Genomic DNA, 25,169 nt, shown 5'->3' with positions numbered 1-25,169 from the left:
ACGACAGGGCCTGGAGCGCCGTGTGCGGCGGCGCGCGATCTGGACAGCGGCGATGGCGTTACTCCTGGTGACGGCGGGCTGCGACGATGCGCCCGCCGACCGCGAAATCCCTCGTCCTGACCACGTCGTGGTGGTGATCGAGGAGAACCACGCGTACGACGCGATCATCGGGAACGCGCAGGCGCCCTACCTCAATAAGCTCGCCCGACGCGGCGCCTCACTCACCCAGTTCTACGCAATCACCCATCCGAGCCAACCGAACTACCTGGCGCTCTTCTCCGGCTCCACCCAGGGCATCCGGAGCGATGCCTGTCCCCGCGCCTTCTCGGGCCACAATCTCGGCTCCCAACTCCGGCAGGCGGGTCTCACCTTCGCCGGATACGCGCAGGGCCTGCCCCACGTCGGCTTCACCGGCTGTACCAGCGGTGCCTATGTACGACGGCACAACCCTTGGGTGAACTTCCGCAACCTTCCCCCTTCGGTCAACCGCCCGTGGACCAGCTTTCCGCATGACTTCGCGGATCTTCCGACGGTGTCGTTCGTCGTTCCGGACGTCCAGCACGACATGCACGACGGCAGCGTCCGCGAGGCCGACACCTGGCTGCGAGAGAACCTCGGCGACTACGCACGCTGGGCGATGACCCACAACAGTCTGCTGGTGGTCACCTGGGACGAGAGCGGATCCGCCCAGCCCAATCGCATCCCCACCCTGCTCGTCGGGGAACGTGTCCGGCCGGGCAACCACGACCAGCCGAACAATCTGTACGGACTGCTGCGCACGCTCCTCGAGGCCTATGATCTGCAGCCACTCGGACACAGCAACGAAGCGGAGGCGCTTCGCGTCTGGAGCGATTCATGACGGCCGGCTGACACCAGGCAAGGGGCGGCCACAGGACTGGATGCACTGCTCGACGGTCTCACGCCGGATCACGACCGGTTCGCCGGACCGAGAGTGCCTCGCTGAAGGGGGTGACCGGCCGCTCCAGCGGCTCACCGTCGAGGGTGAGGTCAACGACCTCGTTGTAGAAGGCCAGCAGCCCCTTGACGGCACCCACCGCGGGCAGCGGCTCGGCGTAGCTCCAGACGATGTTGCGCGGGACCTCGTCATCGCCGCGCCAGGTCCAGTACCGGGCCGTGCCCTTGTACGGGCACCCGGTGCGGTGGTCGGTGGGTTCGAACAGGTCGAGCCGGACGTCCTCGCGGGGGATGTAGTACCGCGTCGGCAGCCCGGTCTCGAACAGCAGCACCGGCCGGTGGGTGTCCGCGACGACCGTGCCGGCGATCTCCACCTGGACGTGGCGGCTGCTGGGCATGGCGTCCACCCGTTTGTGCGGGTCGCGGGGGTGGATGAAGATCTCTTCCTCCTCCTCGTACCAGCGGTCGAGTCCGCTGTCCCAGTGCCGGAACCACTCGAAGGCGATGTGTCCGGCCAGGTCGTCGGCGGGGAACGTCCAGGCCGCGTTCGCCACGGTCTCTCCGTCGACCTCGAGGTCGTAGAAGGTCTGTGATCCGTTGTGCGCACCGGTCGGCGGGTTCTTGGCCGGGTGGAGGAGATCCGTGCGGACCTCCTCCCGTGGGAACGCGTACAGCGGCACGGGCACGCCGGGCTCCCAGACGAGCACGGGATGCCGGCTGTCGACGACGGTGACACCGCCCTTACGGCCCCGTACCCAGCGCTCGCTGGGCTCCCACAGGAGGCCTTCGGGGGTCGTACGGACGGACCACTCGGTGGGGAACAGAGGCATGGCCCACTCTCCTTCGGCTCCTTCGGGGAGCCTACTGCGGAGCCCGGCGACCGGCGCGGTCAGTGGACGGAGTCGAGCCGGGCCCGCTGCTCCGGGATGAGCTCCAGGTCGACGGCGGCCAGGCTCTCCTCCAGCTGCGCGACGGACGACGCCCCGACGAGCGGGATGATCGGCAGCGCTCCGCCCATCTGCCAGGCCAGGACGACCTGGTTGACGGTGGCACCGGTCTCCTGGGCGACCTCGCGCAGCACCTTCAGGCGGGCCGGGGTGCCCGGGTGGTCGAAGTCGCCGGGCAGCCGGTCCGGGTGGGTGTAGGCGCCCTTGAGCAGCGGCGAGTAGGCGACCAGGGTCAGGCCGGGCTCGGCCCGCAGATAGCTCAGCAGGTCGGGGCCGGCGTGGCCGAGGCTGCCGTCGGGGAACAGAGGTGCGTCGGGTACGTCGTAGCGGGGCCGCAGGTGGCTGTGGGCGTACTGGAGCACCTCGTAGCCGGGCAGCCCGGCCGCGGCGGCGAGGGCGCGGGCCCGCTCGACGCGCCAGGTCGCGTGGTTGCTGACGCCGAGGAGACCGACGGTGCCCTCGGCGACCAGCTCGGCGAACCCTTCGACGGTTTCCCGCAGCGGAACCTTCTGGTCCTCGATGTGGGCGTAGAGCAGATCCAGCTTCCCCACGCCGAGCCGGTCGCGGCTGCGCTCGGCGGACTCGCGGATCACCTTCGCCGACAAGCCCTCGGCGTTGTCGACGTAGCTGGTGCCGGGCGCGAGGGGGCGGGCGCCGAGCTTGGTCGCGAGGACGATCTCGTCGCCGATGCCGCGGCTGCGCCGCCAGCGGCCGAGCAGTTCCTCGCTCTGGCCGCCCTGGCCGCCGTCGATCCAGAAGGCGTAGTTGTCGGACGTGTCGATGAAGTTCCCGCCGGCCTCGACATAGCGGTCGAGGACGGCGAAGGAGGTCGCCTCGTCGGTGCGCGAGCCGAACAGCATCGCGCCGAGCGCGAGGACGCTGACCTCGCGGCGGTTCTCCGGGTCGGTGCCGATGGTGCGGTACTTCATGGATGAGTCCCTCCCGTTCGCGCGCCCGCCCTCGGGGCACGAACGGGAGTCTTCATCTTGAAGCGCACTTCAAGGCAAGGGGGTTCGAGCGCCAACTTGGGTCAGTTGTGGGTCACTTGGCGAACGGCCCCTCCAGCGCGGCCCATTGCAGCAGCATGATGGTCTTCGCGTCGGCGATCTCCCCGGTGCGGATCATCTCCAGGGCCCTGCGGAAGGGCAGTTCGAGGATCTCGATGTCCTCGCCCTCCTCGCCCAGGCCGCCGCCCTCGTGCGTCCGGGTCGAGGGCCCGTAGGCCGCGGCGTAGAAACTGACGCGTTCGGTGACCGAGCCCGGGCTCATGTAGACGTCGAAGACGTGCTGGACCTCGCCGATGGTGTGGCCGGTCTCCTCCACCACCTCGCGCCGAACGGCGATCTCCGGGTGCTCGTCATCGTCGTCGAGCAGCCCGCCCGGCGTCTCGACGAGCATGCCGTCGGGGTGGCCGTTGACGTACACCGGGAAGCGGAACTGGCGTGTGAGCAGGACAGTTTCGCGGTCGGCGTCGTACAGCAGCATGGTGGCCCCGTTGCCGCGGTCGTGCGTCTCGCGCTGCTGGGTGCTCCAGGTGCCGTCGGCGTGCTGGAAGTCGAAGGTGGTGGCGCGCTCGACGTACCAGTGGCTGGAGAGCAGTTCCACGTCCCGCACCTTGACGCGGGGGTTGCCGGTCAGGTTCCGGCCGGCCTGGTCGAGTCCGGTGCGGCCGCGGCGGTCGGGGGTGTCGATGCCGGCGGTCATCGGGTGCCGGCCGGGTTGATGAGCGAGTTGGTCATGGGCCGCTTCTACCATTTCGGGGCGGGGTGCGTCGCGCGGGACGGGTGACGGTGCGGGCGTCCGGCCGACATCCCGCAGGAGCGGGGCCTGGCCCGGCGGGCGGTCCCGGCGGGGGCGGGGGCCGTTCGCCGTCGCCGGCCAACCGGCCGGCCGGACCACTGCAGGCCCGTGCCGTCGACCATCACAACGGCGATCGCGCGACGGTATCCGGCCGTCCACGCCGAGCAGTTGAAGCAGGCAGGGGGCGGGCTCGCCCCCTATCCCGCCCTCTCCGTAGCGGGTCCGAGCCCGCTCGATCGAGCACGGGCCCCGGGGGGGCCCGGCCAAGACGGTGTGGGTCACCGGTGCCACCTGCGGCATCGGACGGCGCGCGGCGAGGCGCGGCTGCAGCGGGGCGGCAGGTGGTGGTGGTCGTCGAGGCGTGCCCCGGAGAGGTCCGGACGCAGCTCATGCCGGGCGTGCCGCACCACGCCCGTCGGCGTGCAGCGTCTCTTCGAGGAAGGCGAGCACGCGCAGGTGGTAGGCGCGGGCCGTCCGGCCGAGGCTGATGTTGTGGCCGGCGTCCGGCAGACGTTCCACACGGGCGCGGGGCGCGGCGCTCAGCAGTGCGGCGAGCTCCGCGAGATCGGCATCGGTCTGCCGCCACCAGGCCTCGTGCTCGGCGAACGTCAGCCGCACCGGCACGCGGATCCGCGGCAGCAGCGCGTGGCACACCCGCGGCCAGTCCCGCGCGTCCTTCGCTTCCAGGCGCGGCAGCGCGCCCGCCAGGGCACCGGCGGCCTCGAAGGTGCCGGGCGGGTACAGGGACAGCGGGCCCCAGTTGAGACGCACCTGGCTCATCCCTGGTCGCTGGTGGACGCTGCCGGGGTCGACGGCGAAGCGGTGGCCGCAGCCGGAGACGTCCACGGCGAGCAGGTCGGCGACGGCGTCCTCGGCGGCGATCCGCAGGGCGAGTTTGCCGCCGAAGGAGTGGCCGAGCAGCAGGACACCGGCCCCCGTCGGGTGTCGCTCGGCGAAAGCCACCAGTGCGGAACTCACCGTCTCCGCCTGGTCGGTGAGAGTCTGCCCGTCCGGGAGCCGGGTGGCCGAGAGGCCGTAGCCCGGACGGTCCAGGGCGAGCACCGTGAAGCCGAGTCGTGCGCCCAGGGTGAGCAGGGACAGGTCCGGGTGGACCCGGCTGTCGAAGTAGCCGGCACGCATGCCGCCTCCGTGCAGCGCGACCACGACGGCACGCGGCGCCCCGTGCGCGGGCTCGGCGAGCAGACCGGACAGGGTGACGCCGGCGCCGTCCAGGGCGATGGTCCGGACGCCGGGAGACATCGCTCCGGTCCTGCTGCGGACGTCGACCGACGGCGCCTCGTGCACGGTGTGTCCCTTCTCCTCACCCGACGTGCCGGGATCCCCCCCAGCCTCCGGGGCCGCGGGGCGGCGCGCAACACAGCAAGGGCGCGCAACACAGCAGGAGGGCTGAACGAAAAAGGGCCCTCGCAGGCTTTCGCCTGCGAAGACCCTTCGCACCGTCGGGACGACAGGATTTGAACCTGCGACCCCTTGACCCCCAGTCAAGTGCGCTACCAAGCTGCGCCACGTCCCGATGCGTCTCGCGCGGTGAACCGCGTGATCGCGCGAGGAGCACTTTACCGCACGTCGTGGGGCGCTTCGAAGAGGGCCGGGGCAGGGCGGGACAATCGACGTATGGGCACCTCATCCTCATCCTCATCCTCATCTTCAGGGCGGTCAGCCGGTGCGCGGGACCGGGACGACGAGGGGCGGGCGCGCAACGCCCGGCCGCGGGACGGGCTCGGGCGACCCCTGCCGTACGGCTCGGAGGGTGTGGAACGGCAGCCCGAGGGGGTCGTACGCACGCCCGAGCAGAGCGTCACGGAAGCACAGGGGCTGCTCGACGCGGGGAAGCCCTTCCACGCGCACGAGGTTTTCGAGGACGCCTGGAAGTCGGGGCCGGAGGAGGAGCGGGCCCTGTGGCGGGGCCTCGCCCAGCTCGCGGTGGGACTCACTCACGCGGCCCGGGGCAACGTGACGGGCGGGGCGCGGCTGCTGCGGCGCGGGGCCGGGGCGGTCGAGGAGTGGGCGTCGGTGTCGGGACGCCCGCGGCCGTACGGGATGGACCTGGCCGGGCTCGCCGGGTGGGCGCGAGCACTGGCGGAGGGGGTGGAGGGGGGCGCCGGGGCCGTGGACGCGGGGGCGCGGGCGCCACGGCTGCGGAGGTGAGGCCGGGTGCGGCGGGAAGTACCGACACCACAACTGCGGACGCCAAGCCGGATACGGCGCGGACGTCCCGGCGAGGCGGCTGCGGACGCGAAGCCGAATACGGGGGGAAGTCCCAGCGCCCCAACTGCGGAGGCGAAGCCGGTCGGCGCGGACGTCCCGGCGTCTCGGCCTCCGCCGCACCACGGCGCTCGCCGCCGCCCGGCCCTGCCAGGTCATCACCCACGCAGCCACCCGCGAGCCCACCCACGGAGTCCGCCAAGGCCGCGGGACGTCGCCGGTGCGGCCGCTCTCGGCAAGGCGGCCGTGCGCGCTCGGGCCTGCTCGACCTGGGACGCGGTGGCCCCGCTGTCAGTGCCGTACGGCAGACTCGGGGCGTGCGAAAGATTCATGTCATCGGTATCGGCGCGGGCGACCCCGAGCAGCTGACGCTGCAGGCCGTCAGGGCGCTGCGGAGTACGGACGTGTTCTTCATCCTCGACAAGGGCGAGGTGAAGTCGGACCTCACGCAGCTGCGCCGGGACATGCTGGACGCGCACGTACCGGAGGGGACGTATCGGGTCGTGGAGGCGCGCGATCCGGAGCGGGACCGGTCCGCGGGAGGTGCCGCCTACTCCCCCGCCGTCGGGGACTGGCGCAGTGCCCGCGCGGGGATCTACGAGCGACTGATCGCCGAGGAGCTGGGCGAGGACGAGACGGGCGCGTTCCTGGTGTGGGGTGATCCCGCGCTGTACGACAGCACGTTGGGGATCCTGGAGGAGGTCCTGGACAAGGGCGCGGTGGCCTTCGAGTACGACGTCGTGCCCGGCATCAGCAGTGTCTCGGCGCTGGTCGCCCGGCATCGGACGGGGCTCAACCGGGTGGCCCGGCCCGTGCAGATCACCACCGGCCGGCGGCTGGCCGAGGGCTTCCCGGAGGGCGTGGACGACGTGGTCGTGATGCTCGACGCCCACCAGGCCTTCCGGCAGTACGCCGACCAGGACATCGACATCTACTGGGGCGCGTACCTGGGCACCCCGGACGAGCTCCTCGCCTCGGGCCCGATCTCCGAGGCCGCGCCCCGCATCGAGCGGCTGCGCGCGGAGGCCCGGGAGCGCAAGGGCTGGATCATGGACACGTATCTGCTGCGCCGGAACCCGAAGGAGCGGTAGAGGGACCGGCAGGCGGGCAGTCCCGGGAGCGGGAGCCCCCGGGTGCCCAGGTCGGCCGGCTCAGTGCTGAGCCGGCCGCGCCGAAAACCGGGTGCGGCGTGCGGCGGTACGCCGTGATACTCGCCGCATGTCCACCGCGCCGGTGCGTTTCCGCGATCCTCTCAGCCACCTGCACGAGTTCACCGACTCGATCCTCGTACGCTGCCCACGCTGCGAGGAAATGGCCTGCTACGAGAGGCGGCCCGCCGTCGCCCCGGACGCGCACGGCGCGTCGTACCCGCGGCGGCGTCTGGTCTGCGGGGCCTGTGGGCTGGCGCGGGACTCACGGGGGGCCGGGGGACGGGGCGTCCACCCGGTTCTGTACTTGCGGAGCGAAACCAGGCACGGAGTGGTGTGGGCCTACAACCTCGAACACCTTGACCTGCTCAGGCGGTTCGTGGCCGCATCGCTGCGGGAGCGGCCGCCCTGGTACGAGCATGGCCCGAAGATGACCTACGTCGCCCGTCTGCCCGCCTGGATCAAGTGCGCCAAGAACCGCGACGAGGTGCTGCACGCCATCGACCGCATCCGCGCCTCCGTCGTCACGGATCGATGAGGCCGAGCCGCGCCACCACTCCCGCCACGTCCGGCACCGCGTCCACCCCCTCCGGAAGCGGGGGACGTCGTACGACCACGACCGGGAGAGTGAGTCGGCGGGCGGCCGTGAGTTTGGCGGAGGTCGCCGCTCCGCCGCTGTCCTTGGTCACCAGGACGTCGATGCGGTGCTGACGCAGGAGTGCCGTCTCGTCGGCCACGGTGAACGGGCCTCGGGCCAGGACCACTTCGGTGTGCGGTGGCATCGGCGGCTCGGGCGGTTCGACGGAGCGGGCGACGAAGTGCAGGTCCGCCAGATGAGCGAAGGCCGCGAGGCCCAGGCGGCCGGTGGTCAGGAGGACGCGGTGGCCGAGGCTCGGCAGCAGGGCCGCGGCCTCGTCGAGCGAAGCGACCTCGTGCCAGCGGTCCTCGGGGCCCGGTCGCCAGCCCGGGCGGCGCAGGACCACCGCCGGCGCCCCGGTCGCCCGCGCGGCGCGGACCGCGTTCGCCGTGATCGACTGCGCGAAGGGGTGCGTGGCGTCGACGACGGTGTCGACGTGCTCGGCGCGCAGCCAGTCCGCCAGGCCCTCCGCTCCGCCGAAGCCGCCGATGCGCAGGTCCCCCTCGACCGCGCCCGGCCGTGACACGCGCCCCGCGAGGGAGGTCGTCACGCGGACGCCGGGGTGCGCCGCGAGTGCGGCGGCGAGTTCGCGGGCCTCGGTGGTGCCACCGAGGATCAGGATGTGGCGGGGGGACATGGGGCGAGCGTACGAGGTGCGTCGCGGGCAGCAGGGTGGTGGGTCGGCATGGCGGGGGACGGGGCGGTGGGCTGCCGGGGCGGTGGTCTGCGGTCCCGGATAGCAGGGAGCACGGCGATGGGTCCGCAGGCCGCATGGCAGGGAACAGGGCGATGGTCCGCAGGCCCGCATGGCAGTTGCAGAGCGATGGGTCCGCAGGCCGCATGGCAGGGAACAGGGCGATGGTCCGCAGGCCCGCATGGCAGAGAACAGGGCGATGGACCGCAGGCCCGCATGGCAGTTGCACGGCAGGGAGCAAGGCGGTTGTCCGCGGGCCCGGATGGCAGGCAGCAGAGCAATGGGCCCGCAGGCCCTCATGGCAGCGAGCAGGACGACGGTCCGCGGGCCACATGGCAGGCAGCAGAGCAATCGGTCCGCAGGCCCGAACGGCGGCGTCCGACTTGCGGGTGCCGGTGCCCGAAGCGAGCCTGGCGATGCCCGGAACGCGCGTCCTGTTGCCGCCCCGGACCGGCCCTGCGACCACTATGAACACAACGATCAGACTGTGGCTCCCCGCCCCGTCCCTCCCTAGCATCGCGGCGCACGGCTCGACGACGCGCCGACGAGAACGAGGAGCAGCGTCTTGGACTGGACGAGAACGCACGTACTGATCCGCAGGTCCGTTCCGCCGTCCGCGCAGCGGCGTACGGCGCTGGCCGCGGTGCTGGCCGGAGTCCTCACCGTCGGCATCCTCGTCGGTGCCTCGAACGCCCGGGGGGAGACGGCGGGACCGACGCGCGCCGAGTGCCCGGCCGATCTGGCGGGTGAGGCCGACTGCTACACCGGCCGCGACTCCAACGGTGCCTACTATGCGATGGCCGTGCCCGAGGACTGGAACGGTTCCCTCGTCGTGCACGCTCACGGCGGGCCCGACCTCGGCCCGGACTCCGACCCCGCCCGCAGCCTCGACGATCTCGGCCGCTGGACGGTCATGGTGAAGGAGGGCTACGCCTGGGCGGGTTCGTCGTACCGCCGGGGCGGCTACGGGACGCGGATGGCCGCCGCCGACACCGAGAGCGTGCGCCGGCTGTTCGTCGACGAGTTCGGCACGCCACGGCGGACGTATGTGCACGGCCAGTCGTGGGGCGGGAACGTCGCCGCGAAGGTCGTGGAGACCTATGGCAGGCAGCAGGGGACGTACGACGGGGCGCTGCTCACCAACGGCGTCCTCGCCGGTGGCTCGCGCGGCTACGACTACCGCGTCGACCTGCGCGTCGTCTACCAGTACTACTGCCGCAACCACCCCCGCCGGTCAGAGCCGCAGTACCCGCTGTGGCAGGGGCTGCGCGCCGACTCGACCATGACGACCGACGGGCTGCGCGCCCGGCTGCAGGAGTGCACCGGGTACGCGTCGGAGCCCGAGAAGCGGACCGCGCGGCAGCAGCGCAATCTCGACGACATCCTGGCGGTGACGAAGATCCCGGCGCGCACGCTGGAGTCGCATCTGCGGTGGGCGACGTTCACCTTCCGGGACATCGTGCACCGCCGTCTCGGGGGCCGGAACCCGTTCGGCAACCAGGGCGTCCGGTACTCCGGGTCGCATGACGACGAGGCGCTCAACGCGGGCGTCGAGCGGTTCGCCCCGGACCCGACGGCCGTACGCGATCTGTCCTACGACAGCGACCTCACGGGCAAGGTCTCGGTCCCGGTGCTCACGCTGCGCGCGATCGACGACCCGACGGCGTTCGTGGAGCACGAGGCGGCGTACCGGGACACCCTGCGCGGGGCCGGCCGGGACGAGTACCTGGTGCAGACGTTCACTCGGGAGCGTGAGCACAGTGCGATGAGCGACGCCGAGTACGCCGCTTCCATGGCGGCGCTGGAGTCGTGGGTGCGCACGGGTGAGCGGCCCACGGTCCGGTCGATCGCGGCCTCGTGCGCGGCGTTCGACCGTACGTATGGCACCGGTTGCTTCTACGACCCGGAGTACCACCTGCCGTCGTACGCCTCGCGGGTCGAGGCGCGGCCGGGCGGGCTGCGGTGGCCCGCCATGACGGCGGCTCAGGAGCAGGCGTGGAGCAGGATCGAGGATGTCGGGATCGCTCCCTGAGCGGCGCCGCCGATCGGTGACTATCGTCCCTCGCATGGGATCCGTACGTGCCGCCCTGATCGACATCGACGGGGTCCTCACCGTCTCGTGGCAGCCGCTGCCCGGTGCGGTCGAGGCGTCGCGGGAGATCCGCGCGGCGGGGCTCGGGGTCGCGCTGGTCACGAACACGACGTCGCGGACGCGGGCGTCGATCGCCGGGGTGCTGTCGGAGGCGGGGTTCCCGGTGTCCGCCGAGGACATCCTGACCGCGCCCGCCGTCACCGCCGCGTATCTCGCCGAGCACTGTCCGGGGGCGCGGTGTGCGCTGCTGAACAGCGGGGACATCGCCGAGGATCTGGGCGGCGTCACTCTCGTGCAGGAGGACGCGGGGGACGCCGCTCCGGACGTCGTGATCGTCGGGGGTGCCGGTCCCGAGTTCGACTACGCGGCGCTCAACCGGGCCTTCGGGCAGGTGCAGCGCGGGGCTCGGCTGGTCGCCATGCACCGGAACCTGTACTGGCGTACGGATCAGGGGCTGCAGCTCGACACCGGGGCCTTCCTGGTCGGTCTGGAGAAGGCCGCGCGGGTGGAGGCGGAGATCACGGGGAAGCCGTCGGCCGCGTTCTTCGAGGCCGCGCTGGCTCATGTGGGGGTGGGTGCGGGGGAGGCGGTGATGGTCGGTGACGACATCGAGTCCGATGTGCTGGCGGCACAGCGGGCCGGTGTCAGGGGGGTGCTGGTCAGGACGGGCAAGTACCTGCCGGAGACCCATCGGGCCACGAGCGGCGCCCCGGACCATGTGATCGACTCCTTCGCCGATCTGCCCGCCCTGCTGGCGGACCTGCCGGAGTCAGCGCAGCAGTAGCTGCAGGCCGCCGACGACCGTCGCCGCGATCACGAGCTGCTCGAACAGCCGCTGGTTGATGCGGTTCACGGCCCAGGTGCCGAGGAACGCGCCGGGCACGACGAACACCACGAGTGCGGCGTCGAGCAGCAGTGAGGAGGCGTCGATCAGGCCGAGGCCGGCGCTGAAGGGCACCTTGGAGACGTTGACGATCAGGAAGAAGAAGGCGGAGGTCCCGAGGAAGCCGAGCTTTCGGAAGCCGGCCGACAGGAGGTACATCGACATCACGGGGCCGCCCGCGTTGGCGACCATCGTCGTGAAGCCGCCGAGGACGCCGTACGAGCGGGCCTTGACCCGGCCGGCGCGGCTGGTGACCGACTCCGGTTCGTCCTCTTTCCCGGCCGTGCGGCGGCGCCACACCGTCACGCCCGCCATCAGCAGCAGGATCGCGCCGATCGACGTGCGGACGATCCCGTCGTCCGCCCACACCAGGAACAGGGTGCCGAAGACGACGCCGGCCGCGACCGCGGGGAACAGCCGCCACAGCGTGGGCCAGTGGGCGTGCCGTCGGTAGGTGAGGACGGCGAGTACGTCCCCGGCGATCAGGACCGGCAGCAGCACGCCGGTGGAGGCGCGGGCGGGCAGTACGGCGGCGAAGATCGCGAGGCTGACCGTGTTGGCCCCGCTCACGGCGGTCTTCGAGAAGCCGACGAGCAGCGCCGCGAAGGCGAGCGCGGCGAACTCCCAACCGGTTATGTGCCAGAGCGTCATCGTGTCCATGCGGAGACCGATGGTATGTCCGGACAACCTGTAGGGGTAAGGACCGTCTCGCCAGGTGGGAGATTGCTCGCCAGATGGAGATTGCTAGTGCCGCTCCACCAGGACCGCACTCCCCTGCCCCACACCCACACACATCGTGGCCAGCCCCCGCTCAGCCCCGGTCCGGCGCATCCGATGCAGCAGCGTCGTCAGGATCCGCGCGCCCGAGCAGCCCAGCGGATGGCCCAGCGCGATCGCGCCTCCGCTCGGGTTGACCAGCTCGGGATCGATGCCGAGCTCGTCCACGCACGCGAGGGCCTGGGCCGCGAACGCCTCGTTGAACTCGGCCTCCTGGATGTCGGCGATCGTCCAGTCGGCGCGGGCGAGGGCCTTGCGGGTGGCGGGGACCGGGCCGATGCCCATCACGTCGGGGTGGACGCCGGCCGAGGCGCCGGCGACGTAGCGGCCGAGGGACTCCAGGCCCAGCGCGTTCAGGGCTTCCTCGCTGACCAGGAGCAGTCCGGCCGCGCCGTCGTTCATCGGCGAGGCGTTCCCCGCGGTGACGGTCCCGTCCTTACGGAAGACCGGCTTCAGCCGGGACAGCTTCTCGTACGACGTGTCCTCGCGGACGCACTCGTCGCGGTCGACCAGCACCCCGTCCGGGCGCTCGACCGGCAGGAGTTCGTCGTCGAAGTGGCCGTTCTTGCGGGCGTCGGCGGCGCGTTGGTGGCTGCGCAGCGCGAACTCGTCCTGCCGCTCGCGCGGGACGCCGTACCGCTCGGCGACCTCCTCGGCCGTCTCGCCCATGGACAGCAGGCCGTGCAGCTCCTTCATCGCCGGGTTGACCAGGCGCCAGCCGAGCCGGGTGTCGGCGGTCTCGATGCGGTGGGGCAGCGCCTCGTCGGGGCGGGGCAGGACGAAGGGGGCGCGGCTCATGGACTCGGAGCCGCCGGCGAGCACGATGTCGGCCTCGCCCGCGGCGATGGTGCGGGCGGCGGTCGTGACGGCTTCGAGGCCGGACGCGCACAGGCGGTTGACCGTGGCGCCGGGGACCGACTCGGGCAGGCCGGCGAGCAGCGCGGCCATGCGGGCGACGTTGCGGTTGTCCTCGCCGGCCTGGTTGGCGGCGCCCCAGTAGACGTCGTCGATACGCGCCGGGTCCAGCGCGGGGACATCCGCGACGAGACCCCGGATCACGGCGGCGGCGAGGTCGTCGGGCCGTACCGACGACAGCGCTCCGCGGAGTTTGCCGATGGGGGTGCGGCGGGCGGCCGCGAAGTGGACGGGACGCACGACAGGTCTCCTGACCGGGCAGTATGGATCGACACCGTATTAATTAGCACCGCTAGTTTTGGACTATAGACCGACCCGCCGCGCCCTGGGAAGATCCCCGGGACCCTTCACCGACGCAGCTCAACGCACAGTCACCGACGCAGCTCACCGACACAGCCGGAGGACCCATGGCCGACACCCGCGAGCACGTCCTCGACGGAAGCCGGGCATCCATCGTCGTACGCGAATGGCCGAACCCGCGACCCCGCTACCTCGCGCTCGTGGTGCACGGGTACGGGGAGCACGCAGGCCGGTACGCCGGGGTCGCGGAGGTCCTGGGCCGGCACGGTGCGGCCGTGTTCGGGCCCGATCACGTCGGGCACGGGAGGTCGGCGGGGGAACGCGTGGTGATCGAGGACTTCGAGGACGTGGTCGCCGATGTGCACGCGGCGGCCGACCTCGCCCGGGCGGCGCATCCGGACGTACCGGTCGTCATGATCGGGCACTCGATGGGCGGCCTGATCGCGGCCCGCTACGCGCAGCTCCACGGCGACGAACTCGCCGCCCTGGTGCTGTCCGGGCCCGTGATCGGCGACTGGGCACTGCCCCGGCGGCTGCTCGCCCTGGACGAGATCCCCGACACGCCCATCAGCCCGACCGCGCTTTCCGGGGATCCCGAGGTGGGCGCCGCGTACACGGCGGATCCGCTGGTCTGGCACGGCCCGATGAAACGGCCGACCGTCGAGGCGTTCGCCCGGATGCTGGACACCGTGTCCAAGGGTGGTGGCATCGGGCCCGTGCCGCTGCTGTGGCTGCACGGCGACGACGACCGGCTGGTCCCGCTGTCCGGCAGCCGGACCGGCATCGAGGAGCTGCGCGGAGACGAGGTGACCCGGCGCGTGTACGCCGGGGCCCGGCACGAGGTGTTCCACGAGACGAACAAGGCGGACGTCTTCGCCGACCTGATCCGCTTTCTGGACGACGTGTTCGCACGCTGAGACACGTCACGTTTGCGCCCATTCGCCCTGGGCACCCGCGCCCGCGTGGAGCGGTTGCCGCGCCGCACCGCTCCCTACCGGCAACCAACGCCAGAAGGAGGAGCACCGTATGACCGTGGTCAGGAGCACGCTCCCCGAACCGGCTCGCCGCGTCGCCGGGGAGGCCCTGCAGAGCACGCTCGTCGATCTTCTCGGGCTCTCGCTGATCGGGAAGCAGGCGCACTGGAACATCGTGGGCCCGCGGTTCCGCTCGATCCATCTCCAGCTCGACGAGGTGGTGTCGGTGGCCCGCTCGTACGCCGACACGGTCGCGGAACGCTCCGCGGCGCTCGGTCTGCCGCCCGACGGCCGGCCCGAGACCGTCGCCGCGGCGTACACGCTGCCCGGCCCGAAGGAGGGCTGGCTGCGCGACACGGAGGTCGTCCAGCTGGTCGTGGACGCCCTGGCATCCGCCATCGAGCGGCTGCGCGAACGGATCGACGCGACCGCCGAGCCGGACCCGGTGACGCAGGACCTGCTGATCGGCATCACGAGCGAGCTGGAGAAGCAGCGGTGGATGTTCGACGCGGAGAACTGGCCGCGTGACGAGTGACGCCGCGCGTACTTTCCCGTACCGCGAGCGCCCGCGCTTCCCCTACTGAGAGAAGGGGCACCTTCATGACCGACGCCCTCGAACTCGACGCGCTGTGGGACGACTTCCACCGCGTGGTGAACATGACCTCGGTGGAGCTGGCCGCCTGGCTGCGGGTCCGGTACTCCGACGAGGAGACGGAGCCGCTGCCGGAGCAGCCGGGCTCGCCCACCGGGCAGCACGTCCTGTCGATCCTGCAGAAACGCAAGATGGACCTGACCGACGACGACGTCCGCGTGATGCGGAAGGTCGTGGACACGGTCACCTCGCAGGTCGACGTGGAGAACGAGCCGGAGGCCGAGGACACGAAGCTCCGGCATCGGCTGATGCCCCTCGGGCACGATCCGCTCAAGGCATCGCCATGACCGACGACAAGCGCCTGGTGCGGGAGCTCGTCGCCGCGCACGGGCAGACGTTCGCCGAGGAGGCGGGCATCAGGCTGAAGGACACCCCGCAGCCGCTGTACCGGCTGCTGGTCCTCGCGCATCTCCTCAGCGCCCGGATCCGCGGCTCGATCGCGCTCGACACCGCCCGTGAACTGTACGAGGCGGGGATGCGCGATCCGCGCCGCATGGCCGCCGCCGACTGGCAGGAGCGGGTGGACGCGCTGGGACGCGGCGGCTACCGGCGTTACGACGAGCGCACCGCCACGCAACTCGGCGACGCCGCCGAGCTGTTGACCGACCGCTGGGGCGGCGATCTGCGCCGCCTGCGACACGAAGCGGACGGTGACGTCGCCGAACTTCGCCGCCTGCTCCAGGAGTTCCCCGGCGTGGGCCCGTCCGGTGCCGACATCTTCCTGCGCGAGGTCCAGCGGGTCTGGCCGGAAGTGGCGCCCTACCTCGACGACAAGGCGCTCTCGGGCGCGCAGCGGCTCGGTCTGCCGAAGGACCCGCAGAAGCTGGTGAAGCTCGCGAAGGAGAGCGAACCGGCCGTGCTCGCCGCCGCGTTGGTGCGGGCCTCGCTCGACAAGGAGGTGACCGAAGACAGCCTCCGCCGGGCCGCATGATCGTGAAAGACTGCTCGCGCACGCCGTTGCCGAGCAGAGGAGGCCTGCGTGACCGGGACCGAGCCGGCCGTTCCGCGTATCGACACGAGCAGGCCGCACCCGGCCCGGGTGTACGACTGGTTCCTGGGCGGCAAGGACAACTACCCCGTGGACGAGGCGCTCGGCCGGCAGATCACGGCGATGCAGGGGGACGCTCCACGGCACGCGCGGGCCAACCGCCGGTTCATGGAGCGGGCCACGCGGACGGTCGTCCGGGAGACGGGGATCCGCCAGTTCCTCGACATCGGTTCCGGCATCCCGACCGAGCCCAACCTGCACCAGATCGCCCAGTCCGTCGTCCCGGACGCACGCGTGGTGTACGTCGACAACGACCCGATCGTCCTCGCCCATGCGGCGGCCCTGCTGCGCGGCACTGAGGAGGGCGTGACCGAGTATGTGCAGGCCGACGCACGCGAGCCGGAGCGGATTCTCGAACGGACAGCGTCCGTCCTCGACTTCGACCGGCCAGTCGCGCTCTCGCTGATCGCGCTCCTGCATTTCATCGCGGACGACGACGGCGCCCCCGAGCTCGTGGACACGCTGGTCGGCGCGCTGGCGCCGGGCAGCTGTCTGGTGCTGTCGGCGATGACGGCGGACTTCGACCCGGAGAACGTGAGCCGGGGCATCGCTGCCTACCGGGCGGGCGGGGTGACGCTCGTGGCACGTTCGCGCGCCGAAATGGGCCGGTTCTTCGAGGGACTCGACCTGCTGGAACCGGGGATCGTCTCCCTGTCGGACTGGCGGCCTTCCGCGGACGAGCAAGACGCGAAGGAACCCGTGTCGCTGTACGGCGCGGTCGGCGTCAAGCCCTGATCCGCGCCCACCATCGCCCCCTACCGGCACCCTCGCTCAGCCGAGCAACCATCCACCGTCCACGTTGAGTTCGACGGCGTTGACCGACCCGTTGCGCAGCAGGAAGTCCACGGCGTCGACCACGTCGGCCATGGTGGCCAGCCGCCCTGTGGGGGTCTCGGTGCGCAGAGTGGCGAGGACCTTCTCCGGCTTGGTCTGCCAGTAGGGGCTGTCCCCGACGACGCCCGGGTGGACGGCGTTCACCCGGATCGGCGCGAGTTCGACGGCGAGGGTGTTCACCAGGCCTCCGACGCCGGCGTTGACCGTCGCCACCGTCGTGGCGCCCGGGTAGGGCCGTTCCTTGGCCTGTCCGCCGAACAGCACGATGGCGCTGTCGGCGTGGAGCCGGTCGTGGAGCGCGTGGACGACCTCGGTGTAGCCGACGAGTTTGAGGGTGACGAGCCTCAGCGCGGCGTCGATGTCGTACTCGGTGACCTTGTTGTCGTCGCGGGAGACACCCGCGATCACCAGGTGGTCGAGCGACCCGACGCCGGCCAGCGCGGCGCCGATCTCCTTCGGCCGGCCGAGGTCGAGGGCGAGTCCGCGGGCACCGATCTCCTTGGCGACCGTGTCGGCGCGGTTGGCGTCGCGGCCGGTCAGGACGACGTCATCCCCGCGCCCGGCCCGCATCCGGGCGAACTCGAGGCCGATCCCGGACGTGCCGCCCACGACGAGAACACTGCTCATGGCTCCAGGACCTCCCTCAGGTACTCCCAGTCCCGCGTGAACCGGTAGGAGTGGCGTGCCGGCGGCTGCGGTGCCTGTGTCTCCAGCCACCGCACCGGCCCCTGACCGGCGTTGGCGAACCGGTGCACGCAACCCGCGCCCGCCCAGGCCAGGTCGCCCGGCCCCAGCCGGTACCGCTCCCCGTCGAAGGCGGCGTCCACGAACCCTTCGAGGATCAGGTACGTCTCCTCGAAGGGGTGGTCGTGCGAGCCGGCGACGCCGTCGGGGGCGTACTGCACCATGAACATCGTCGAGGCGACCGCGCCGAGGTCGCCGTCGACCATCATCTTCACGGTGATCCCGCTGTACACGAGCAGCGCGGTCCGCATGCTCGCCGACACCGCGAGCAGGTCCTGGGACTGCTTGCCGGGGTCCATCTGTGCGGCTTCGAAGTGGCCGAAGGACCGGGTGCGCGGGTCGCGGACGTCGATGCGAACGGGATCCGAGACAGGCAGCTCCGGCACCGCCTGGGTGTCGTACCCGTAGCGGGCCCGCGGCACGGGGGCGAGCATGTCGGCCCAGCGGCCGGCGATGTCCCCGGCACCGCGCCAGGCGTGCGGGACGCCCGTCGGGAGGAGGCCGTAGTCGCCCTCTTCGAGCAGGTACGACCCCTCGGGCACATCGAGGATCACCGCTCCGTAGAGCACATGGAAGCTCTCCTCGTACGAGTGCACATGGGCGGGGACCCGGCCGTCGGGCCGTATCCCGCACAGCTCGAAGCCGGTGTGCACGCTGCCGTCGTCCTCCCCGACCAACGTCCGCCGCCGGTACCCGAGTTCGTCGTACGGCGGCTCCGGGACGTCGGCGGCCCGGCGCACCAGGTGTCGGGTCATGGCGCGCTCCTTGCCTCCTTCGCCGCCAGGAGCCGGTCGCGGGACTCCTGAACCAGGCGCCGGGCCCGGTCGACGTCGGCCACGAGCTTCCCGTCGCGCTTGCGGATCACGCCGTCGACGATGACCGTGTCGACGTTGGAGACGTCGGCCGACAGTGTCACCGCGGCAGCCGCGTCGTGGACCGGGGCGACGTTGAGCGCGGTGGCGTCGATCGCAACGACGTCCGCACGCTTGCCGGGGGTCAGGGAGCCGGTGCGGTCCTCGACGCCCGCGACATGCGCGCCGTTCACCGTGGCGATCTCCAGCATCTGACGTGCCGTCAACATGGTGTCGGGCACGGGGAGGTTGGCTTTCCAGCAGTCTGCGTTGACGCGGGCGCGCTCGGCGCCGAAGGCCGCGCGGATCTGGGTGAACATGTCGCCGGGCACGGTGGTGACGACGTCGATGCTGAGCGAGGGCCGCAGTCCGTACTCGATGGCCTTCATCACGGGCGGCCATCCGTGCCCCATCTGCACCTCGACCTGCGGCGCGATCGACACCGTACCGCCGCTGTCGGCGACCATCTGCCACTCGTCCTCGTGGAAGTAGCAGCAGTGGATGTAGGTGGTGTCCGGGCCGAGCAGACCGAGGTCGTTCAGCTGCTTGACCATGCCGAAGCGGCCGGCGAGACGTCCCATGGCCACATGCACGGTGACCGGGATGCCGAGCTCGCGGGCGAGGGCCCATTCGGAGGTGACGACGTCGTTGGTGCAGAAGCCGGGGCCGCGGGTGGCGAGGGCCATGGTGAGCAGGCCGTCGTCGGAGGAGAAGTACTTGGTGCGGATCCGCCGTACGTCGTCGCCGGGGATGGCGATCTTGCTGTCGAACCAGTAGTCGGCGAGCGAGGTGTTGGCGCTGCCGTACGCGTACTGGGCGCGGATGCCGGTCTCCTTCAGGGCCTGGATCGCGGCGTCCGGGTGCTCCGGTGTGTTGTTGATGTGGGACCAGTCGACGAGGGTCGTGATGCCGGCGTTCAGGCACTCCAGCGAGCCCGCGAGGTTGCCCGCGTACACGTCCTCGGGGGTGTAGAGCGGCGCGAAGGTGTCGAGGATGTCGACGAAGTAGTCGTCGAGGGTGGCGTCCGGGGCGACGTTGCGGATCGGCGCCTCCCACGTGTGACGGTGGGTGTCGACGAAGCCGGGGATCACGATCCGGCCGGTCATGTCGAGCACTTCGGCGTCGGCGCTGATCTCCCGGTCCACGGCCGCGATCGCGCCGTCCTCGATGAGGACGTCCCCTTGGGGCAGGTCCCCGATGGCGGGGTCGAGCGACAGCACATGACCGCCGCGCAGGAGTATCCGACGGGTCATCGTTCTACCTCCCAGGGGTGTTCAGTACGCGGCGAGACTCCGGACGGTCGCCACGACCTTGTCGACGGTGGGGATGACCTCCTCTTCCAGGGCGTCGGCGAACGGCAGCGGCACACACTCCCCCGCCACCCGCCTCACCGGCGCGTCCAGCAGGCCGAACCCCTCGTCGGCGACGATCGAGACGAGCGTGCCGCCCCAGCCGCCCTGGTACGGGTTCTCCTCCACGGTGACGAGCCGCGAGGTCCTGCCGAGCGAGGCCAGCACGGTGCTCATGTCCAGCGGCACGAGGCAGCGCAGGTCGACGACCTCCGCCTCGATGCCCTCGCCGGCCAGGACCTCGGCGGCCTTCAGCGCGAGCGGCACCATCGAGGCGAGGGCAACGAGGGTGACGTCGGTGCCCTCGCGGACGACGGCGGCTCGGCCGAGTTCGACGACGTGGTCCGGCGGCGGGGGCGTGCCCTTGGTGGCGAGCAGCGCCTTGTGCTCGAAGAAGACGACCGGGTCGTCGCTGCGGATCGACGCCGCCATCATGCCGATCACGTCGGCGGGCGTCGAGGGTGCCGCGATCTTCAGGCCGGGCACGGTGAACGCCCAGTTCTCGGTGGCCTGGGAGTGCTGGGCGCCGAAGCCGAGCCCGCCGCCGTTGGCGGTGCGCACGACGAGCGGGACGGTGACCTGACCGCCCGTCATGTACCGCACCTTCGGGATCTCGTTGGCGAGGTAGTCCCAGCAACAGGCCAGGAAGTCGGAGAACATGATCTCGGCGACCGGCCGCATCCCGGTCATCGCAGCGCCCATCGCGGCCCCCACGATGGCCTGCTCGGAGATGGGCGTGTCCCACACCCGCTCGCGCCCGAACTCCTTGAACAGCCCCACGGTGGTCTTGAACACCCCGCCCGCCTCACCGATGTCCTCACCCAGGCACACCACGGCCGGATCGCGCCGCATCTCCCGCGCGATGCCCTCGGCGACCGCCTCCCGGTAGCTGATCACGTCCGCCACACCGCACCTCCGTCCGCCCATACGTCGGTCAGCGCCTGGCCCGGATCGGGCGGCGGGGCACCCTTCGCGGCTTCGACCGCCTCCCGTACGACGGCACTCGCACGCTCGTCGGCCTCGGTGATCGTCTCCGGCGGCACTCCCAGCTCGGCGAGCCGTCCGCGCGCCACGTCCAACGGGTCGTGCTTCAGCCAGCGTTCGACCTCCTCGGCCGGACGGTAGGTGGCCGGGTCGGCGCGGCTGTGCCCGAAGTGGCGGTAGGTCTCCGCCTCCAGCAGCGCGGGCCCGTCTCCCGCCCGGGCCCGCTGAGCGAGCCGCGCCACTGCCTCCCGTACGGCGACCACGTCGTTGCCGTCGACGACGTCACCGGGGATGCCGTACGCGGGCGCCCGGTCGGCGGCGGGCCGGGGCACCGCCGTGACGTCGGCGATCGGCGTGTACTCCATGTAGAGGTTGTTCTCGCAGACGTACAGCACCGGCAGCTTCCATACGGCGGCCAGGTTGAGCGACTCGTGGAAGGCGCCGATGTTGGTGGCGCCGTCACCGAAGAAGGCGACGGCGATCTGACCGGTGCCGCGCAGCTTGGCCGACCAGGCCGCGCCGGCCGCCATCGGGAGGTGGGCGCCGACGATGGCGTACGAGCCGAGCATGCCGGTGGACGCCTTGGTCAGGTGCATGGAGCCGCCCTTGGCCCCGCACAGTCCGGTGGCCCGGCTCATCAGCTCGGCCAGGCACTCCTCCGGGGTGGCGCCGCGCGCCATGGCGTGGTGGTGGCCGCGGTAGGTGGCGAAGACGTAGTCGTCGGGGCGCAGGGCGGCGCTCGCTCCGACGGCGATCGCCTCGTGTCCGGCGGCGAGGTGGGTGGTGCCCTTGACGAGGCCCTGCAGGAACAGGTCGTGGGCGGCCTTCTCCGTACGGCGGATGACGGCCATCTGCTCGTAGGCGGCAAGGAGTTCGGCCGGGTCCATCAGCGTGCCCCGTTGCCACGGGAGGTGCGGAGAGCGGCTTGTGACGCGCGGCCCGTGTTGAGGTGGGACTGCGACTCGCGCCGGGTGTTCAGCTCGCCGCCCACCGTCCAGTACTTGCGGCCCGCCACCAGCAGTTCCTCCGCGGGGAACTTGGTGATGACCTCGCAGCCGTCGGCGGTGACGACGACCTCCTCCTCGATACGGGCCGCCGACCAGCCGTCGGCGGCGGGCCAGTAGGTCTCCAGGGCGAACACCATGCCCTCTTCGAGGACTTCGGGGTGGTCGAGGGAGACCAGCCGGCTGAAGATCGGCTTCTCCCAGATCGACAGGCCGACGCCGTGGCCGTACTGCAACGCGAACGCGGCGGTCTCGTCGGCGAAGCCGAACTCCTCGGCGCGGGGCCAGACCTGGACGATGTCGGCGGTGGTGGCTCCGGGTCGGACAAGCGCGATCGCCTCGTCCATGTACTCGCGGCAGCGGACGTAGGCGTCGCGCTGGGCGCGGGAGGCGCTGCCCACGGCGAAGGTGCGGTAGTAGCAGGTGCGGTAGCCGAGGTGGCTGTGCAGGATGTCGAAGAAGGCGGGGTCGCCGGGGCGGATCAGGCGGTCGCTGTAGACGTGCGGGTGCGGTGAACAGCGCTCGCCGGAGATCGCGTTGACGCCCTCGACGTACTCGCTGCCGAGGTCGTACAGCACCTTGCTGACGACTCCGACGCACTCGTTCTCACGCACGCCGGGCCGCAGGTAGCCGTACAGCTCCTCGTACGCCGCGTCGACCATCGCGCAGGCCTGCGTGAGCAGGGCGATCTCGTCGCCGGTCTTGAGGCGGCGGGCCTCCAGGAAGACCTGCTGTCCGTCGACGACCTCGATGCCCTCGGCGCGCAGGGCGGTGAGGATCGGCATCTCGGCGACGTCGATACCGACGGGTTCGCCCGCGAGTCCGTGCTCGCGCAGCTCAGTGGCGATCTTGGCGGCGACGTCCTCGGCGATCCCGGCGTCCGGGTGGAAGGCGCCGCGCAGAGTGGATATCCCTGCCCGGGCGCCGGTGGGCGGGCCGCCCTTGCCGTCGCTGTAGTCGAGCCACGGGTTGTAGAGCTGGTGGTGGCGGGCGGCGGAGCCGAAGTCCCAGACCACCGGTTCGGCGCCGCGTACCAGCAGGGCGAAGCGGATCAGCTTGTCCATCGCCCAGGTACCGATGTGCGTGGCGGTCATGTAGCGGATGTTGGCGAAGTCGAAGCTGAGCACGGCGCCCAGCGAGGAGCGGTTCAGGGTCTCGTTCAGCCGGGCCAGGCGCTGTCTGCGCAGCCGGTCCAGGTCGATGCGCTCTTCCCAGTCGACGGCGTTGGGTCCATATGTGCGGATCGCCATGGCGACCACCCCCGCTTCGGAGTGAACGACCGCGGGCGGCGAGTGTCAAGTGTCACTGAACATCGCTGTGAACGAACCAGACGCCCACAGCCGGTTCCTCTCCATCGTTGCGGTAACGGTGCGGGGTCGTCGACTCGAAGCAGACGGCGTCGCCGGGGCGCAGGGTGTACTCGTCGAAACCGAGGGTGAGGACGAGTTCACCGGAGGTCAGATATCCGTACTCAGTGCCTGCGTGACGCATGAGGCCACCGGAGCTGGAGGAGGCGCCGCCGGGCCGGTAGGTCACCAGGAGAAAGTCCACGTCGGTGCCCGGAACATGGCCGAGACGCTCCCACACGACACCGGAGTCCAGCTCCAGCACCTCTCGCTCGTCCGGCCTGACCAGCGGGCCGATACGGCGGCCGGGGTCGGCGGCGAAGGCGGCCAGGGCGTGCAGGACGGTGCCGGAGTCTGCCGCCACGGGGGACACGGCAGCGGACTCGCCCGCGTCGAAGAGGGCCTCGACGGAGATTCCGAGGGCGGTCGTGATGGCGTACAGGGTGCTGACCGAGGGCTGGCTCTTGCCGTTCTCGATCTGCGAGATCAGGCTCGCCGAGACGCCGACCTCCCGGGCCAGGCCGCGCAGACTCATGCCGCGCGCGAGGCGCGCTTGCCGGATGCGGGTGCCTACCGGCGGGACGGTAGCCGGGGGCATGGGGGCTCCTCTCGGCTGGACAGAGCTGTTTGCTCTCATTGAACAGCTACGGGAGGTTGCACGGTATGGGTCGCCTGATAACTCGGGACGCACGATTCGTGGGCGGCAGCCGGTGGTTCGTGGCTAGTCGCGCAGTTCCCCGCGCCCCTAGGGGGTTGCAGCCCTGCCCGCTGGAAAAACCGCCCGCACCTCCCACCCCACCCCACCCCGCGGCCCGGCATGCAGCTCGCCCCCCAGCGCGGTCACCCGCTCCTTGAGACCGACCAGCCCGAACCCCCCACCGTGCGCCGCCGCAGGCAACTGCGTGCCGCCCCGCCCATCATCCGCGACCGACACCTCCAGGCGCCCGGCGTAGTCCCGCAGCCGGACCTCGACGTGCGTGGCGTCGGCGGCATGGCGGCGGATGTTGGTCAGCGCCTCCTGCACGACCCGGAACGCCGCGGCCTGCACCTCGTGCGGGAGGTCGTCGGAGACGGCGGCGTCGCGGCGCAGGATGACCTGCTGGACCGGGCTCGCGAATCCGTCCGTCAGCTCGGCGATGCCCGCCAGGTCACCGACCGGGCGGCGGTCGGTCGCCTCGTCGCCGCTGTCGCGCAGCACACCGACCGTGCGCCGCATCGAGGCGAGGGCTTCGGTGGCGGCGCGTTCGATGCCGGCCAGGACGGGATCGAGCTCCTGCGGCTGGGTCTGCGCCATCATGCGGGCCATCTGCGTCTGCACGAGGATCCCGGTGACATGGTGGGCGACGAAGTCGTGCAGGTCGGCGGCGATGGCGACGCGTTCGCCGCGCCGGGTCTCGCTGATGGCGAGGGTCCGTCGGTAGTCCATGGTGCGCAGGTAGACGGCGAGCCCGGCGAAGAGGCCGACGAGGACCAGCCCGGCCACCATGAAGCCCAGCACGGCGTCGTCCAACAGCCCGACGTACCGGACCGGCAGGAGCAGGAGCGCGCCCACGTCGAGGGCGCCGCACCACCAAGCCGCGCGCGGCGGGCAGTGCCGTACCGCGACGAACAGCAGGCACAGCAGGATCAGGACCTCGCCGGGCCCGAAGATGTTCCCCTTGAGGGTCACCAGGGAGCCCACCGAGTAGAGGGCCGAGACGAGGGCGGGCACGGCGGTGCGCACCTGCGGCGTGAGCCATTGCGGGCGCCGGTCGGCCGGCCACAGCACCGCGGACAGGCCCACGAGCAGCACGGCCAGCGTCGGCCACACGGGGCTCGCCGTCGGCAGGACGCTCGTGCCGTCGGAGCCCGCGTAGAGGACGTCCACGACACAGGCGGCGAGCAGGGCACCGACGGCGAAGCCCCGGGCGCAGCCGCGGGGGGACACGGACTTCATGCCGGTCACGGTAGGCGAGGCCGTGCACGGCGGGATCGGCCGATCGGCCGAGGGGACCGCCGTGAGCCGCCGCTGACGCCGACCTTATGGACGAGGCGCGCGCCCGGGCCCGC

At 71.6% G+C, this 25,169-nt stretch carries 26 protein-coding genes and 1 tRNA gene; 11 read left to right on the top strand and 16 right to left on the bottom strand.

The window, feature by feature from the left end; genetic code table 11:
• Nucleotides 1–22 precede the first annotated feature (22 nt).
• Complete coding sequence (locus ACZ7L6_RS02995) at nt 23–859, top strand: alkaline phosphatase family protein (protein ID WP_471920172.1); 837 nt, start codon at nt 23–25, stop codon at nt 857–859.
• Nucleotides 860–917: 58 nt separating this feature from the next.
• Here the strand turns inward: ACZ7L6_RS02995 and ACZ7L6_RS02990 are convergent, their stop codons facing one another.
• The 5 genes from ACZ7L6_RS02990 to ACZ7L6_RS02970 all read right to left on the bottom strand — a co-directional run bounded on the left by ACZ7L6_RS02990 (nt 918) and on the right by ACZ7L6_RS02970 (nt 5,196).
• Nucleotides 918–1,745: a DUF427 domain-containing protein gene (locus ACZ7L6_RS02990; RefSeq protein WP_471920171.1), complete on the bottom strand. Its 828-nt coding sequence runs from the start codon at nt 1,743–1,745 to the stop codon at nt 918–920.
• A 59-nt stretch (nt 1,746–1,804) separates the two neighbouring features.
• The gene (locus ACZ7L6_RS02985) at nt 1,805–2,791 is read right to left on the bottom strand and encodes an aldo/keto reductase (protein WP_471920170.1); all 987 of its coding nucleotides are present in this window, start codon (nt 2,789–2,791) and stop codon (nt 1,805–1,807) included.
• 112 nt (nt 2,792–2,903) lie between these two features.
• The gene (locus ACZ7L6_RS02980; RefSeq protein ID WP_471920169.1) at nt 2,904–3,566 is read right to left on the bottom strand and encodes an NUDIX domain-containing protein; all 663 of its coding nucleotides are present in this window, start codon (nt 3,564–3,566) and stop codon (nt 2,904–2,906) included.
• A 483-nt stretch (nt 3,567–4,049) separates the two neighbouring features.
• Nucleotides 4,050–4,967: an alpha/beta hydrolase gene (locus ACZ7L6_RS02975; protein WP_471920168.1), complete on the bottom strand. Its 918-nt coding sequence runs from the start codon at nt 4,965–4,967 to the stop codon at nt 4,050–4,052.
• A 155-nt stretch (nt 4,968–5,122) separates the two neighbouring features.
• Nucleotides 5,123–5,196 (bottom strand) — tRNA-Pro (locus tag ACZ7L6_RS02970).
• 101 nt (nt 5,197–5,297) lie between these two features.
• Here ACZ7L6_RS02970 and ACZ7L6_RS02965 point away from each other — a divergent pair.
• The 3 genes from ACZ7L6_RS02965 to ACZ7L6_RS02955 all read left to right on the top strand — a co-directional run bounded on the left by ACZ7L6_RS02965 (nt 5,298) and on the right by ACZ7L6_RS02955 (nt 7,574).
• Nucleotides 5,298–5,831, top strand: coding sequence for a DUF309 domain-containing protein (locus tag ACZ7L6_RS02965; RefSeq protein WP_471920167.1), 534 nt, complete (start codon nt 5,298–5,300; stop codon nt 5,829–5,831).
• A gap of 374 nt (nt 5,832–6,205) precedes the next feature.
• The gene (gene cobF, locus ACZ7L6_RS02960) at nt 6,206–6,979 is read left to right on the top strand and encodes a precorrin-6A synthase (deacetylating) (protein WP_471920166.1); all 774 of its coding nucleotides are present in this window, start codon (nt 6,206–6,208) and stop codon (nt 6,977–6,979) included.
• 127 nt (nt 6,980–7,106) lie between these two features.
• Nucleotides 7,107–7,574 (top strand): hypothetical protein, encoded by a 468-nt coding sequence (locus tag ACZ7L6_RS02955; protein WP_471920165.1) that lies wholly within the window; start codon nt 7,107–7,109, stop codon nt 7,572–7,574.
• On the opposite strand, the gene ACZ7L6_RS02950 is transcribed toward ACZ7L6_RS02955, so the two are convergent.
• Nucleotides 7,561–8,310 (bottom strand): cobalt-precorrin-6A reductase, encoded by a 750-nt coding sequence (locus tag ACZ7L6_RS02950; RefSeq protein WP_471920164.1) that lies wholly within the window; start codon nt 8,308–8,310, stop codon nt 7,561–7,563. The genes ACZ7L6_RS02955 and ACZ7L6_RS02950 overlap by 14 nt on opposite strands.
• A 622-nt stretch (nt 8,311–8,932) precedes the next feature.
• On the opposite strand from ACZ7L6_RS02950, the gene ACZ7L6_RS02945 reads away from it, so the two are divergent.
• Both ACZ7L6_RS02945 and ACZ7L6_RS02940 read left to right on the top strand, forming a co-directional pair.
• A complete protein-coding gene (locus ACZ7L6_RS02945) occupies nt 8,933–10,399 on the top strand; it encodes a hypothetical protein (RefSeq protein ID WP_471920163.1) in 1,467 nt (488 codons plus the stop codon).
• A 34-nt stretch (nt 10,400–10,433) separates the two neighbouring features.
• A complete protein-coding gene (locus ACZ7L6_RS02940; RefSeq protein ID WP_471920162.1) occupies nt 10,434–11,243 on the top strand; it encodes an HAD-IIA family hydrolase in 810 nt (269 codons plus the stop codon).
• On the opposite strand, the gene ACZ7L6_RS02935 is transcribed toward ACZ7L6_RS02940, so the two are convergent.
• Both ACZ7L6_RS02935 and ACZ7L6_RS02930 read right to left on the bottom strand, forming a co-directional pair.
• A complete protein-coding gene (locus ACZ7L6_RS02935; protein WP_471920161.1) occupies nt 11,229–12,002 on the bottom strand; it encodes a sulfite exporter TauE/SafE family protein in 774 nt (257 codons plus the stop codon). The two genes, ACZ7L6_RS02940 and ACZ7L6_RS02935, sit on opposite strands and share 15 nt — an antisense overlap.
• A gap of 84 nt (nt 12,003–12,086) precedes the next feature.
• Entirely contained in the window at nt 12,087–13,274 is a 1,188-nt protein-coding gene (locus ACZ7L6_RS02930; protein WP_471920160.1) for a thiolase family protein, read from the bottom strand.
• Nucleotides 13,275–13,441: 167 nt separating this feature from the next.
• Here ACZ7L6_RS02930 and ACZ7L6_RS02925 point away from each other — a divergent pair, with 167 nt between their 5' ends.
• The 5 genes from ACZ7L6_RS02925 to ACZ7L6_RS02905 all read left to right on the top strand — a co-directional run bounded on the left by ACZ7L6_RS02925 (nt 13,442) and on the right by ACZ7L6_RS02905 (nt 16,743).
• Nucleotides 13,442–14,251, top strand: a complete 810-nt coding sequence (locus ACZ7L6_RS02925) for an alpha/beta hydrolase (RefSeq protein ID WP_471920159.1) — start codon at nt 13,442–13,444, stop codon at nt 14,249–14,251.
• 109 nt (nt 14,252–14,360) lie between these two features.
• Nucleotides 14,361–14,843 carry a Dps family protein gene (locus tag ACZ7L6_RS02920; RefSeq protein WP_471920158.1) on the top strand — a complete coding sequence of 161 codons (483 nt, stop codon included), beginning with the start codon at nt 14,361–14,363 and terminating at the stop codon, nt 14,841–14,843.
• Between the two features lie 65 nt (nt 14,844–14,908).
• The gene (locus ACZ7L6_RS02915; protein WP_471920157.1) at nt 14,909–15,247 is read left to right on the top strand and encodes a DUF3140 domain-containing protein; all 339 of its coding nucleotides are present in this window, start codon (nt 14,909–14,911) and stop codon (nt 15,245–15,247) included.
• Nucleotides 15,244–15,891 carry an HhH-GDP family DNA glycosylase gene (locus ACZ7L6_RS02910; RefSeq protein ID WP_471920156.1) on the top strand — a complete coding sequence of 216 codons (648 nt, stop codon included), beginning with the start codon at nt 15,244–15,246 and terminating at the stop codon, nt 15,889–15,891. The genes ACZ7L6_RS02915 and ACZ7L6_RS02910 overlap by 4 nt, the downstream gene beginning before the upstream one ends.
• 48 nt (nt 15,892–15,939) lie before the next feature.
• Nucleotides 15,940–16,743, top strand: coding sequence for an SAM-dependent methyltransferase (locus tag ACZ7L6_RS02905; RefSeq protein WP_471920155.1), 804 nt, complete (start codon nt 15,940–15,942; stop codon nt 16,741–16,743).
• 36 nt (nt 16,744–16,779) lie between these two features.
• Here ACZ7L6_RS02905 and ACZ7L6_RS02900 read toward each other — a convergent pair whose 3' ends face one another.
• The 8 genes from ACZ7L6_RS02900 to ACZ7L6_RS02865 all read right to left on the bottom strand — a co-directional run bounded on the left by ACZ7L6_RS02900 (nt 16,780) and on the right by ACZ7L6_RS02865 (nt 25,056).
• The gene (locus tag ACZ7L6_RS02900) at nt 16,780–17,469 is read right to left on the bottom strand and encodes an SDR family oxidoreductase (RefSeq protein ID WP_471920154.1); all 690 of its coding nucleotides are present in this window, start codon (nt 17,467–17,469) and stop codon (nt 16,780–16,782) included.
• Complete coding sequence (locus tag ACZ7L6_RS02895; RefSeq protein WP_471920153.1) at nt 17,466–18,341, bottom strand: cupin domain-containing protein; 876 nt, start codon at nt 18,339–18,341, stop codon at nt 17,466–17,468. Before ACZ7L6_RS02895 ends, ACZ7L6_RS02900 begins: the two co-directional genes overlap by 4 nt.
• Complete coding sequence (locus ACZ7L6_RS02890; RefSeq protein ID WP_471920152.1) at nt 18,338–19,690, bottom strand: amidohydrolase family protein; 1,353 nt, start codon at nt 19,688–19,690, stop codon at nt 18,338–18,340. Before ACZ7L6_RS02890 ends, ACZ7L6_RS02895 begins: the two co-directional genes overlap by 4 nt.
• A gap of 21 nt (nt 19,691–19,711) precedes the next feature.
• On the bottom strand, nt 19,712–20,692 hold the full coding sequence (locus tag ACZ7L6_RS02885; RefSeq protein WP_471920151.1) for an alpha-ketoacid dehydrogenase subunit beta: 981 nt from the start codon (nt 20,690–20,692) through the stop codon (nt 19,712–19,714).
• A complete protein-coding gene (locus ACZ7L6_RS02880) occupies nt 20,680–21,657 on the bottom strand; it encodes a thiamine pyrophosphate-dependent dehydrogenase E1 component subunit alpha (RefSeq protein ID WP_471920150.1) in 978 nt (325 codons plus the stop codon). The genes ACZ7L6_RS02885 and ACZ7L6_RS02880 overlap by 13 nt, the downstream gene beginning before the upstream one ends.
• Nucleotides 21,657–23,024: a M24 family metallopeptidase gene (locus tag ACZ7L6_RS02875; RefSeq protein WP_471920149.1), complete on the bottom strand. Its 1,368-nt coding sequence runs from the start codon at nt 23,022–23,024 to the stop codon at nt 21,657–21,659. The genes ACZ7L6_RS02880 and ACZ7L6_RS02875 overlap by 1 nt, the downstream gene beginning before the upstream one ends.
• A 52-nt stretch (nt 23,025–23,076) precedes the next feature.
• Nucleotides 23,077–23,718, bottom strand: coding sequence for a helix-turn-helix domain-containing protein (locus ACZ7L6_RS02870; protein WP_471920148.1), 642 nt, complete (start codon nt 23,716–23,718; stop codon nt 23,077–23,079).
• Between the two features lie 147 nt (nt 23,719–23,865).
• The gene (locus ACZ7L6_RS02865) at nt 23,866–25,056 is read right to left on the bottom strand and encodes a sensor histidine kinase (RefSeq protein ID WP_471920147.1); all 1,191 of its coding nucleotides are present in this window, start codon (nt 25,054–25,056) and stop codon (nt 23,866–23,868) included.
• Nucleotides 25,057–25,169: the final 113 nt, after the last annotated feature.

Source organism: Streptomyces sp. NPDC107522 (assembly GCF_055657525.1).
The sequence above is the reverse complement of the archived record's forward strand: the minus strand, read 5'-3'. Positions and strand labels throughout refer to the sequence as shown.

What these genes read in the sequence shown, in the direction of transcription:
- ACZ7L6_RS02980 (WP_471920169.1), bottom strand. Translation starts at nt 3,566, where the DNA reads ATGACCGCCGGCATCGACACCCCCGACCGCCGCGGCCGCACCGGACTC.
- ACZ7L6_RS02955 (WP_471920165.1), top strand. Translation starts at nt 7,107, where the DNA reads ATGTCCACCGCGCCGGTGCGTTTCCGCGATCCTCTCAGCCACCTGCAC.
- ACZ7L6_RS02925 (WP_471920159.1), top strand. Translation starts at nt 13,442, where the DNA reads ATGGCCGACACCCGCGAGCACGTCCTCGACGGAAGCCGGGCATCCATC.
- ACZ7L6_RS02990 (WP_471920171.1), bottom strand. Translation starts at nt 1,745, where the DNA reads ATGCCTCTGTTCCCCACCGAGTGGTCCGTCCGTACGACCCCCGAAGGC.
- ACZ7L6_RS02965 (WP_471920167.1), top strand. Translation starts at nt 5,298, where the DNA reads ATGGGCACCTCATCCTCATCCTCATCCTCATCTTCAGGGCGGTCAGCC.
- ACZ7L6_RS02910 (WP_471920156.1), top strand. Translation starts at nt 15,244, where the DNA reads ATGACCGACGACAAGCGCCTGGTGCGGGAGCTCGTCGCCGCGCACGGG.
- ACZ7L6_RS02880 (WP_471920150.1), bottom strand. Translation starts at nt 21,657, where the DNA reads ATGGACCCGGCCGAACTCCTTGCCGCCTACGAGCAGATGGCCGTCATC.
- ACZ7L6_RS02920 (WP_471920158.1), top strand. Translation starts at nt 14,361, where the DNA reads ATGACCGTGGTCAGGAGCACGCTCCCCGAACCGGCTCGCCGCGTCGCC.
- ACZ7L6_RS02915 (WP_471920157.1), top strand. Translation starts at nt 14,909, where the DNA reads ATGACCGACGCCCTCGAACTCGACGCGCTGTGGGACGACTTCCACCGC.
- ACZ7L6_RS02940 (WP_471920162.1), top strand. Translation starts at nt 10,434, where the DNA reads ATGGGATCCGTACGTGCCGCCCTGATCGACATCGACGGGGTCCTCACC.
- ACZ7L6_RS02900 (WP_471920154.1), bottom strand. Translation starts at nt 17,469, where the DNA reads ATGAGCAGTGTTCTCGTCGTGGGCGGCACGTCCGGGATCGGCCTCGAG.
- ACZ7L6_RS02865 (WP_471920147.1), bottom strand. Translation starts at nt 25,056, where the DNA reads ATGAAGTCCGTGTCCCCCCGCGGCTGCGCCCGGGGCTTCGCCGTCGGT.
- ACZ7L6_RS02985 (WP_471920170.1), bottom strand. Translation starts at nt 2,791, where the DNA reads ATGAAGTACCGCACCATCGGCACCGACCCGGAGAACCGCCGCGAGGTC.
- ACZ7L6_RS02890 (WP_471920152.1), bottom strand. Translation starts at nt 19,690, where the DNA reads ATGACCCGTCGGATACTCCTGCGCGGCGGTCATGTGCTGTCGCTCGAC.
- ACZ7L6_RS02935 (WP_471920161.1), bottom strand. Translation starts at nt 12,002, where the DNA reads ATGGACACGATGACGCTCTGGCACATAACCGGTTGGGAGTTCGCCGCG.
- ACZ7L6_RS02875 (WP_471920149.1), bottom strand. Translation starts at nt 23,024, where the DNA reads ATGGCGATCCGCACATATGGACCCAACGCCGTCGACTGGGAAGAGCGC.
- ACZ7L6_RS02895 (WP_471920153.1), bottom strand. Translation starts at nt 18,341, where the DNA reads ATGACCCGACACCTGGTGCGCCGGGCCGCCGACGTCCCGGAGCCGCCG.
- ACZ7L6_RS02870 (WP_471920148.1), bottom strand. Translation starts at nt 23,718, where the DNA reads ATGCCCCCGGCTACCGTCCCGCCGGTAGGCACCCGCATCCGGCAAGCG.
- ACZ7L6_RS02950 (WP_471920164.1), bottom strand. Translation starts at nt 8,310, where the DNA reads ATGTCCCCCCGCCACATCCTGATCCTCGGTGGCACCACCGAGGCCCGC.